The organism is Nonomuraea sp. K271, assembly GCF_009908215.1.
Taxonomy (GTDB): domain Bacteria; phylum Actinomycetota; class Actinomycetes; order Streptosporangiales; family Streptosporangiaceae; genus Nonomuraea; species Nonomuraea longispora.
In genome coordinates, this window is record NZ_JAAAHR010000130.1 from 18,875 (window position 1) to 28,237 (window position 9,363).

The 9,363-nt window shown below is 70.6% G+C and carries 11 protein-coding genes and 1 pseudogene; 2 read left to right on the top strand and 10 right to left on the bottom strand.

The window, feature by feature from the left end; genetic code table 11:
* Positions 1 to 82: 82 nt before the first annotated feature.
* Positions 83 to 1,240: a trans-sulfuration enzyme family protein gene (locus tag GUY59_RS33600; protein WP_132335737.1), complete on the bottom strand. Its 1,158-nt coding sequence runs from the start codon at positions 1,238 to 1,240 to the stop codon at positions 83 to 85.
* A gap of 11 nt (positions 1,241 to 1,251) precedes the next feature.
* Here GUY59_RS33600 and GUY59_RS33605 point away from each other — a divergent pair, with 11 nt between their 5' ends.
* On the top strand, positions 1,252 to 2,283 hold the full coding sequence (locus GUY59_RS33605; protein ID WP_138204869.1) for a LacI family DNA-binding transcriptional regulator: 1,032 nt from the start codon (positions 1,252 to 1,254) through the stop codon (positions 2,281 to 2,283).
* 16 nt (positions 2,284 to 2,299) lie between these two features.
* Here the strand turns inward: GUY59_RS33605 and GUY59_RS33610 are convergent, their stop codons facing one another.
* Both GUY59_RS33610 and GUY59_RS33615 read right to left on the bottom strand, forming a co-directional pair.
* Entirely contained in the window at positions 2,300 to 3,787 is a 1,488-nt protein-coding gene (locus tag GUY59_RS33610; RefSeq protein WP_132335733.1) for a sodium/solute symporter, read from the bottom strand.
* A 31-nt stretch (positions 3,788 to 3,818) separates the two neighbouring features.
* Positions 3,819 to 4,247, bottom strand: coding sequence for a hypothetical protein (locus GUY59_RS33615; protein WP_201761652.1), 429 nt, complete (start codon positions 4,245 to 4,247; stop codon positions 3,819 to 3,821).
* 131 nt (positions 4,248 to 4,378) lie between these two features.
* On the opposite strand from GUY59_RS33615, the pseudogene GUY59_RS33620 reads away from it, so the two are divergent.
* Positions 4,379 to 4,699 (top strand): annotated as a pseudogene (locus GUY59_RS33620) (zinc ribbon domain-containing protein); the annotation flags it as partial.
* Positions 4,700 to 4,734: 35 nt separating this feature from the next.
* Here the strand turns inward: GUY59_RS33620 and GUY59_RS33625 are convergent.
* From GUY59_RS33625 to GUY59_RS33655, 7 genes are all read right to left on the bottom strand, one after another.
* Complete coding sequence (locus tag GUY59_RS33625) at positions 4,735 to 5,490, bottom strand: LytR/AlgR family response regulator transcription factor (protein ID WP_138204867.1); 756 nt, start codon at positions 5,488 to 5,490, stop codon at positions 4,735 to 4,737.
* A gap of 33 nt (positions 5,491 to 5,523) precedes the next feature.
* Positions 5,524 to 6,705 carry a sensor histidine kinase gene (locus tag GUY59_RS33630; protein WP_138204865.1) on the bottom strand — a complete coding sequence of 394 codons (1,182 nt, stop codon included), beginning with the start codon at positions 6,703 to 6,705 and terminating at the stop codon, positions 5,524 to 5,526.
* Between the two features lie 11 nt (positions 6,706 to 6,716).
* Positions 6,717 to 7,133, bottom strand: a complete 417-nt coding sequence (locus GUY59_RS33635) for an HIT family protein (RefSeq protein WP_138204863.1) — start codon at positions 7,131 to 7,133, stop codon at positions 6,717 to 6,719.
* Positions 7,130 to 7,837, bottom strand: a complete 708-nt coding sequence (locus GUY59_RS33640; RefSeq protein ID WP_138204861.1) for a DUF1838 family protein — start codon at positions 7,835 to 7,837, stop codon at positions 7,130 to 7,132. The genes GUY59_RS33635 and GUY59_RS33640 overlap by 4 nt, the downstream gene beginning before the upstream one ends.
* A 124-nt stretch (positions 7,838 to 7,961) precedes the next feature.
* Positions 7,962 to 8,660 carry a DUF3618 domain-containing protein gene (locus GUY59_RS33645; RefSeq protein ID WP_138204859.1) on the bottom strand — a complete coding sequence of 233 codons (699 nt, stop codon included), beginning with the start codon at positions 8,658 to 8,660 and terminating at the stop codon, positions 7,962 to 7,964.
* On the bottom strand, positions 8,657 to 9,037 hold the full coding sequence (locus tag GUY59_RS33650) for a phage holin family protein (protein ID WP_132335723.1): 381 nt from the start codon (positions 9,035 to 9,037) through the stop codon (positions 8,657 to 8,659). The genes GUY59_RS33645 and GUY59_RS33650 overlap by 4 nt, the downstream gene beginning before the upstream one ends.
* A 75-nt stretch (positions 9,038 to 9,112) precedes the next feature.
* Positions 9,113 to 9,280: a hypothetical protein gene (locus GUY59_RS33655; protein ID WP_161714827.1), complete on the bottom strand. Its 168-nt coding sequence runs from the start codon at positions 9,278 to 9,280 to the stop codon at positions 9,113 to 9,115.
* Positions 9,281 to 9,363 lie beyond the last annotated feature (83 nt).

Sequence of the window (9,363 nt, forward strand, 5' to 3'; positions counted from 1 at the left end):
TCCCGCGTGTTCTCGACAGCGCTGTCAGTCACGCTATGGTCAGCCGCGTTCGCCGGTCAATCGCCTGGCGCCGCCCCGCCTTCTAGGCGAGCGACGCCTCCAGGGCGTGATCGAGGTCCTTGATCAGCTCGTCGGCGGGCTCCAGCCCGACCGAGAGGCGGACGAGGCCGACGGGGATGCCCATGGTGGCGCGTACGCTCTCCTCGGTGGAGAGGGCGGGTGCGTTCACCAGACTCTCGAAGCCACCCCATGACACCCCAATCCTGAAATATCGCAATTTATCGAGGAATGATGCGACATCCTGGCGAGACTCCGTGTTCAGCACCAGGCTGAACAGGCTGGAGAACCCCGACATCTGCCGCAGCGCGGTCGCGTGCCCAGGATGCGACGGCAAGCCCGGATGGTGCACCGCCCGCACGGCCGGATGCCCCTCCAGGAAGGCCGCCACCGCCAGCCCCCGCTCCTGGTGCGCCGCCATCCGCACCGGCAGCGTGCGCAGCCCCTTGATCACCTTGGCCGCGTCGTGCGGCGACATGGCGGCGCCGTAGAGCTGGTACTCGGTCAGCGCCAGCGGCCGGATCAGGCGCGACGGCCCCACCACGACACCGCCCACCAGGTCGCTGTGCCCTCCCACATATTTCGACAGGGAGTGCACCACCAGGTCGACGCCCATGGTCAGCGGCTTCTGGAAGATCGGCGTGGACCAGGTGTTGTCCATCACGCTCACCAGTCCCCGCTCCCGCGCCCACGCCGCCACCTCGGCGATGTCGACCACGGCGTAGGCCATGTAGGACGGCGACTCGAAGTAGAGTAGGCGCGTGCTCGACCTGATAGCGCTGTCACATCCCCCGAGGTCGTCGACGTGCGTATGCGTGACCCCGAACTTCTCCAGATAGCGCAGGAACTGAGTGGTCGGCCCGTAGACCGCGCCCAGCACCAGCACGTGGTCGCCCGCCGACACGAGCGACGAGACCGTCGCCGAGATGGCCCCCATGCCCGAGCCGAAGCACTTGGCCCGCTCCCCCCGCTCGAGCGCGGCCAGCTTACGCTGAGCGAGATCGACCGTCGGGTTGGTCCCCCGCCAGTAGACATAGCGCTCGTCCTCGTTCCTGACCGCCTCGCCGAGCTCCTCCGCCGTCGCGAACGCGAACAACGAGTTCTCGAACACCGGCGGGTTGACCGCGCCCAGCATCCACGGCTCGTCCTCACCCAACCGGCCACAGATCCATTCGTCATCCATGGGGGCACACTATGACAACGAGGGAACGGGCCGAGGGGCCTCTCCCGCGGACGAGCACGCGCAAGCCGACCATGGCCGACGTCGCCAGGCACGCGGGCGTGAGCCTCAAGACCGTTTCCCGCGTCGTCAACCAGGAGCCGCACGTCAGGGCGTCGCTGCGACAGCGGGTGCAGACCTCCATCAGCACGCTCGGCTACCGCCGCAACGAGGCCGCGGCCCGCCTCGCCAGAGGCGCCACCATGCTGACGCTCGGGCTGGTGATGGAGAACATCTCCAACGAGTTCTACTCCCGCCTGGCCGCCGCCGTCGAGGCCGCCTCGGCCGAGCACGAGGCGCTCGTCGTGTTCGGCTCGTACGAGGAGAGCCCCGACAAGGAGCGCATGCTGATCGAGTCGATGTACACCCGCGGCGTCGGCTCCCTCATCGTCGTCCCGTCGGCCGCCGACCACGGCTGGCTGGCCGAGCACGCGAGCCTCACCACGGTCTTCGTCGACCGCGTGCCCTTAGGCCTGGAGGCGGCCGACGTCGTCATGCTCGACGACGTGCGCGGCGGCCGGGCCGCGACCGAGCACCTGCTCGCCGGCGGACACCGCCGGATCGCGCTGATCTCCGACGACGACGGCGTCAGCTCCGTGCACGACCGCGCGAACGGCTACCGCCAGGCGCTGCGCGCCGCCGGGGTGCGGGCCGACGACGCGCTCGTGGTGCGGGGGGTGTTCGACCCCCGGCGGGTGTCGTACGAAGTGGGCAGGCTGCTCGACCTGGCCGACCCGCCCACGGCCTTCTTCGCCACCAACAACCGGGCCTCGATCGGCATCCTGCACGCGCTGCGCGAGCGACCCGAGCGGCCCGCGTACGTGGGGTTCGACGACTTCGCGCTGGCCGGCGTCTTCAACCCGGGGGTGACGGTGGTCCGCTACGACGTCGCCCACCTGGCCCGCAGCGCCGTCGACCTCCTGCTCCACCCCGCGAGAGGGCCCCGCAGGGTCAAGGTGCCGGTGGAGCTGGTCGCCAGGGGCTCCGGCGAGGTCCCACCCCCGTGACGGCCGGCTCCGCCCTTCAGGAGGAGCGTGGCCGCCAGTCGCCGCGGTCGAGGTCGAGGGCCTCGGGCGTGTGCAGCCTGACCATCGTCCTGGCCACGCCGAGCGGCACACGGTCCGGGGTCAGGAACGACACCGACACCATCACGGCGAACGCGATCGGCACCGTCCAGGCGGCCGGCTGGGCCAGCAGCGCCCCCGCCGGCCCGTCGAACGGCCCGGCGGTGATCGTGACGAGCACCGCCGCGCAGGCCAGCCCGCCGCCCACGAACAGCCCGGCCAGCGCCCCCGTGGTGCTCAGCCGCCGCCACCAGATGCCGAGCACGAGCAGAGGGCAGAACGACGAGGCCGCCACCGCGAAGGCCAGCCCCACCACGTCCGCGACGGGCAGCGCCCGCGCCCACAACGCCAGGACCAGCGGCACCGCCACCGCCATCAGGGTGGCGATCCTGAACGAGCGCACCCCGCCCTTGAGCAGGTCCTGCGCGATCACGCCCGCCACGGACACGGTCAGCCCGGACGAGGTGGACAGGAATGCCGCGAACGCCCCGGCCGTGACGAGCGCCGTCAGCAGGTCGCCCAGCGTACCGCCGATCATGCGCGAGGGCAGCGTCAGCACGACCGCGTCCGTCCGCACCAGATCGGGCGCGTAGATGCGGCCCAGCCAGCCGTACACGGCAGGGAGCAAGTAGAAGGCGCCGAGCAGCGTCAGCACCACCAGGGTCGTGCGGCGCGCGGCCCTCCCGTCGGGGTTGGTGTAGAACCGCACGAGCACGTGCGGAAGCCCCATGGTGCCCAGGAAGGTGGCCAGGATCAGCGAGTACGTCGTGTAGACCCCGTACTCCTTGCCGCCGCCCAGCGGCACCTGCCAGGTGGCCTCGTCCAGCGCGGTGACCCCCGGCGCTCCGTCGGCCTGCCAGGCCATCAGCAGGAACACCAGCGGCACGGCCAGCGCGGTCAGCTTGAGCCAGTACTGGAAGGCCTGCACGAACGTGATGGACCGCATGCCGCCCGACAACACGTTCACCGCGACGACGCCCGCGACCAGCAGCCCGCCGGCCCACACGGGCGCGCCGGTGATGGTCCGCAGCACCAGGCCGGCGCTCTGGAACTGCGGCATCAGGTAGAGCCCGCCGATCAGCACGACGAGCACGCTCGCGGTGCGGCGCACGATCATCGACTCGAGCCTGGCCTCGGCGAAGTCCGGCAGCGTGTACGCCCCCGAGCGCCGCAGCGGCGCCGACACCAGCACCAGCAGCACCAGGTAGCCCCCGGTCCAGCCGACGGGCAGCCAGAGCATGTCCACGCCGAACGACAGGATGAGCCCGGCGATGCCCAGGAAGGAGGCCGCCGACAAGTACTCGCCGCCGATGGCGGAGGCGTTCCAGAGCGGGCTGACGGTGCGGGAGGCGACGTAGAAGTCGGAGGTGGTGCGCGAGACCCTGATCCCGAACGCCCCGATGAGGATGGCCGCGACCACGACCACCAGCACCGCCGTCAGGCTCATGCGCCCGGCTCCGCCCGGGATGCGTCCCTGCTCACCGGCGTTCGACCAGGTCGGAGAAGTGGCGTTCGTTGCGCTCGGCCTGGCGCACGTACAACCAGGCGCCGACGACGAAGGCGGGGTAGATCAACCCAGCGAGCACCGCCCACGCGAGGGGCACGCCCAGCAGGTGCACCTCGCTCAGGTCGGGCATCAGCAGGAACAGCAGCGGCAGCCCGCCGATCACGCAGGCCAGCACCGTGCACACGAACAGCGCCAGCCTGAACTGGGTGCGCAGCAGCGAGCGCATGTAGACCTCGCCGAGCCCGGTCTGCTCGTCGATCTCCCGGGTGGCCGGGTAGCGGGGCCGGCGGGCGGCGGTGGTGCGCGGGCTCGTCACGGTGATCCGCCGCGAGGTGGCCTCACGCGACAGGGGCGTCCTGCGGACCGGGCGGGCATCCTGACGGCGGGGCTCCTGGCTCATCGAATCTCCTTAAGCGTGCGGACCCCGGTCTTCAGCGTTGGCGAGGAAACGCAGTACGGCGCCGCAGATCGAACACACGCACTTCTTACGTGGAGTCGTCCGCCAAGCTGACCGCGTGGAAGCGCAGCGGCGAGGCCTCCTGGCGGGAACTCCGCTCGATGCTGGAGTACAAGGCGGCCTGGTACGGGCGGACGCTCGGGGCGGTGGACCGCTGGTTCCCGTCCTCCAAGTTGTGCTCGGCCTGCGGGACACTGCGGGAGAGACTGCCGTTGAACGTGCGGGAATGGCGCTGCGCCTGCGGCGCGATCCACGACCGAGACGTGAACGCGGCACAGAACGTGCTCGCCGCCGGGCTGGCGGAGAGCTGAAACGCCTGTGGAGCTGATGTAGGACCTCAAGGGCGCAAGCCTGGCGGGCGGCTGGCGGTGAAGCAGGAAGTTCAACCGGCGACGGTTGGAATCCCCCGGCTTCAGCCCTGGGGAGGAAGTCAATCGGGCCTGCCTTTCCTGGCCCTGGCGCGGCGCACCAGCAGGTCGCGCAGCTCGCGCGTGTGGCGGCGGCTGACCGGGATCTCGGTGTCGCCGACCCGGACCGTGCATTTGCCCGAGTCGATGTGCAGTTCCTCGATGTGCTTCACGGCCACCAGGTGGCTGCGGTGCACCCGCATGAACCCGGCCGAGGCCCACCGTTCCTCCAGGGTCGCCAGCGGGATGCGCACCAGGTGGCTGCCCCCTGCCGTGTGCAGCCGCGCGTAGTCGCCCTGCGCCTCCACGTAGATGACGTCGGCGCTGGACACGAAACGGGTGACCCCGCCCAGCTCGACCGGGATCGTGTCCGTCTCACCACCTTCCACTGGCACGTCGGCCGAGACCGCGACGCGCCTGATCGCCTCGGCCAACCGCTCGGGTCTGACGGGCTTGAGCAGGTAGTCCTCCGCCTTGATCTCGAACGCGTCCACCGCGTGCTCCTCGTACGCCGTCACGAACACCACGCGCGGCGGGTTCGCGAACTGCGACAGCAGCCGCCCGAGCACCACCCCGTCGAGCCCGCGCATCCGGATGTCGAGGAACACCGCGTCGATCGGCCTGCCGTCGGCGATGGCCCGGTCGAGCAGGCGCAACGCCGCCGCGCCGTCCCGGGCGGTCGCCACCTCGCCGATACGGGGATCGGCGCGGAGCAGGTAGGACAGGTCTTCGAGGGCCGGCAGCTCGTCATCGACCGCGAGGACCCGTAGTTGTGCCATAGACAGTGATAAAACCGACAAGAAAGATCGAGGTCAACGGGCAGAGACGCCTGGGTGATATTTCGGCAACCTGATGTTGACCTTGGTGCCCGCGCCGGCGCCCGTCTCGACGGACAGGCCGTAGTCGTCGCCGTACACGTGGCGAAGCCGCTCGTCCACGTTCGCCAGGCCGACGCCGCCCTTGGGGGCGATGTCGCCTGCGAGGATGCGGCGCAGCCTGTCGGGGTCCATGCCGAGCCCGTCGTCCTCGACGCTGATGCGGCACTCGGCGCCGGCGTCCTCGGCGACGATCGTGATCCGGCCGACGCCGTTGCGGCTCTCCAGACCGTGCCTGACGGCGTTCTCGACCAGCGGCTGCAGGCACAGGAACGGCACCGCGACCGGCAGCACCTCGGGCGCGATGCGGAGCGTGACCTGGAGCTGGTCACCGAACCTGGCCCGCTCCAGGATCAGGTAGCGGTCGATCGAGCGCAGCTCCTCCGCGAGCGTGGTGAACTCGCCGTGCCGCCGGAAGGAGTAGCGGGTGAAGTCGGCGAACTCCAGCAGCAGCTCCCTGGCCCGCTCAGGGTCGGTGCGGACGAAGGAGGCGATCGTGGTCAGGGAGTTGTAGATGAAGTGGGGGGAGATCTGCGCCCGCAGCGCCCGCACCTCGGCCTCCATGAGCAGTGTGCGCGAGCGGTCCAGCTCGGCCAGCTCCAGCTGCGAGTCGACCCAGCCGGCCACCTCCTGCGCGGCCCTGACCAGCCCGGCCGAGGCGTTCTGCCCGTAGGCGGCCAGCGCGCCGACCACGCGGTCGTCGGTCGTGAGCGGCACGACCACGGCCTGCCTGATCGGGCATTCGAGCAGGTCGCACTCGATGGTCAGCACCTGGGTGCGGCCGTCCTGCAGGGTCGCCTCGGCGTGCTCGAAGGCCGCGGCGGCATGGTGGTCGTCTCCGGCGCCGTCGTACACCAGCAGCCGCTCACTGTCGGTGATCGCGACGGCGGCGGAGCCGAGCAGGGCCCGCAGGTGCCGGGAGGCGCGCTCGGCGCCGTCGGCGGTCAGCCCGGCCCGCAGCGGGGGCCCCGCCAGGGAAGCGGTGTGCAGGGTCTCGAACGTGGCGCGCTCCGCCGGGCTGGTGCCGAGCTCCCTGCGGCCCCGCATGACCCGCCACAACACGATCGCGGGCACGCTGACGAGCACGGCCACGACGGCGACCCCGACGAGGTACTCCACGCGGCCTGAGCTTAACGAGTGCGTCGCAGGGCGACGGCGATCGCGTCGGCGTAGGAGGCGGCCTCGTCGGCGGATTCGTATTTCGTACGCGGCCAGAAGAAGCCCCGCAGGCCGTCCTTCCTGTTGCGCGGCACCACGTGCACGTGCAGGTGGGCCACGCTCTGGCTGACGCGGTTGTTCATCGCCACGAACGTGCCGTCGGCCTCCAGCCCGTCCTCCACCGCCCGCGCCATGGCCTGCACCCGCTCGAAGAACGGGCCGACGTCGGCGAGGTCGGTGAGCGTCTCGACGTGGGCTCTCGGCGCGACCAGCACGTGACCCTTGAAGACGGGACGCGTGTCGAGGAAGGAGACGGCCACGTCGTCGGAGTGCACGATGTGGGCCGGTCGCTCGCCCGAGACGATCTCGCAGAAGAGGTCGGCGCTCACCGGCCGGCCCGGTCCGCGAACGCCGTCCAGCTCGTCATGTTGGGCCCCGACCACTCCGCGGGCGCGTGCAGGAACCGCTCCCCCACCCGCTCGCTCAGCCGCCGCGGCACCTCGCTCACCTTGGCGCCCCTGCAGTGGTAGACCAGCCCGCCTCCGCGCTGTCCCATCGCCATCCACGGCAGCCACGGCGAGACGCGGCACCAGGAGAACACGCACGGCACTCCGGGAGCGCCGGAGCCGAGGTCTTTCGCCGCGACGAAGAACTGGAACAACTCCATCGCGCGGTACGTGTCGCTCGCGGAGTTGTCGGGGTAGTCGGCGACCTTGAGCGGCGAGGGGTAGGCCAGCCGGACGTCGACGTTGTAGACGACCTGGTCGCCTATGCGGGTCACGGGCACCGGATAGGCGCCGAGCCGCTGGTTCACCGGGTCGTTGAAGACGTGCTGCACCTCGACCGCCCGCCCGGTCAGCGGGTTGTCCCAGGTGTCGAGCACCTCGCGGGTCCGCGGGTCGAGATAGAGCGCGGCCTCCCTGGTCAGCAGCTGCCAGCCGCCGTCCGTCTCGACCGCCCTGGCCACGTTGAGCCCCTCGAACCCGAACAGGTGGTGCGGACCGTCGTCGTCCTGCCACCCGTAGACGTCGCCGGTCCAGTAGGAGATCGTCTCCGCCCCGTCGGCGGACGCGCGCACCCGGATGAAGTCCATGATCTGGAGCTTATCCGGTCCTTTTTCGCGACAGAGTGTCGCCATGTTGAGTGACATGGTGTCGCTCACCGAGCGGACCCACGTCACATCGAACTACCGCGGCCGCACCCTGCCACCGCGAACGTCACATCCTCCTGAGCCACCGCGGCCGGGCCGCCTGCTGCCTGGCACGCCGCTTCATCATCATCCTGCGCACCATGAAGCCGAGCACGGCGCCGAGGGCGGCGACGAGCAGCACGGGTCGTTTCCTCGCCTGCGCGGCGACGTCCCTGGCCTGCTCAGGGGTGCTCTCACGGGCCTTGCCCGCCACGTCCGAGGCCTTGCCCCTGACCGTCTCGGCCGCGTGTCCCGCCCTGCCCCTGGCAGTCTCCGCCACGCGACCCGCCCTGCCCTTGGCCGTCTCGGCCACGTGACCCGCCTTGTCCCTGGCCGTCTGCGCGGCGTGGCCGGCCCGGGACTTCACGTCGGCCTTGCCCGCCAGCGCGCTGACGGTCTCGCCCAGGTCTCTGCGGGTCTGCTGAATGTCCTTGCGCACGTCGTCCTCTTCCTCGTCGTCCGCCCCGCCCTCTCCCCTGAGCGACTCCTCCTCGGTCCGCTGGTTCCGCGCGGCCTCTGACCGCTCATCGGCGACGGGGGCTTCGGGGATGAAAACCTCGTGCTCCTCGCGGGCGGCCTCGGCCTGCCTCGCGTTCTCCGCCGCGCCCGGCCGCGTCGGGGGGACGTTGACGGACTCGCGCTCCGTCGACGTGCCAACGGTCGCCCTGTGCGCGCCGACGTCTCCTGCGTGCTGCTGCCCGGTGTATCCGGGATCGGTCTCGCTCATCGTCGTGCCTTCTCCTTGACCATGTCGATATCGGCTCTGACGCTCGCGAGGGTTTCCCTCGGGACCGGCGGACCGGCGCGTTTCACCTGTTTCCTGCCGGTCAGGCCGAGTACGGCGGCGACGATGAACAGGACCACCGCGACGATCGCGGCGGCCACCCAGCCGGGCAGGAACAGGGCGAGCAGCATGACGACGGCGGCCACGAGCGCGCCACCGCCGAACAACGCGACCACGCCCGCCGCGCCGAACAGCCCCGCGCCGAATCCCGCGTGCCTGCCCTTCTCCTGAAGCTCCATCCTGGCCAGGCGCAGTTCGTCCCTGACCAGTCTGGAGACCTGCTCGGAGAGGTCGTTGACCAGCTTGTGGGTGTCGTTCACGACGATCGCCTCCTCCGCTGCGGAAGGCGACTACCCAGACAACCGGCCTTCTATCACCCGCTGAAAAGCGCGAAGCTAGCGCCTGGCGGCCTTGAGGACGACGCGCAGGACCGACACCACGGGGTCGTTCTTGTCGGTTTCGCACCAGTTGTGCGGCTGCTTCGGCTTACTCCACGGGGACGGGAGCTCGCACGAGGGAGCCTGCGGCTTGGGACGCTCGCACCACGATCCGGGAGGGTTCATACCTTCATGCTACGCGGGCCGGGCAGCTCCCGGGTGCGTGGCGGCGGTAACCTGCCAGGGTGCGGGTACACGCAGTGTGGTCA

Coding starts and splice junctions, on each gene's coding strand:
- GUY59_RS33600 (WP_132335737.1), bottom strand. CDS start 1,240: ATGGATGACGAATGGATCTGTGGCCGGTTGGGTGAGGACGAGCCGTGG.
- GUY59_RS33640 (WP_138204861.1), bottom strand. CDS start 7,837: ATGGACTTCATCCGGGTGCGCGCGTCCGCCGACGGGGCGGAGACGATC.
- GUY59_RS33625 (WP_138204867.1), bottom strand. CDS start 5,490: ATGGCACAACTACGGGTCCTCGCGGTCGATGACGAGCTGCCGGCCCTC.
- GUY59_RS33605 (WP_138204869.1), top strand. CDS start 1,252: ATGACAACGAGGGAACGGGCCGAGGGGCCTCTCCCGCGGACGAGCACG.
- GUY59_RS33645 (WP_138204859.1), bottom strand. CDS start 8,660: ATGAGCGAGACCGATCCCGGATACACCGGGCAGCAGCACGCAGGAGAC.
- GUY59_RS33610 (WP_132335733.1), bottom strand. CDS start 3,787: ATGAGCCTGACGGCGGTGCTGGTGGTCGTGGTCGCGGCCATCCTCATC.
- GUY59_RS33655 (WP_161714827.1), bottom strand. CDS start 9,280: ATGAACCCTCCCGGATCGTGGTGCGAGCGTCCCAAGCCGCAGGCTCCC.
- GUY59_RS33615 (WP_201761652.1), bottom strand. CDS start 4,247: ATGAGCCAGGAGCCCCGCCGTCAGGATGCCCGCCCGGTCCGCAGGACG.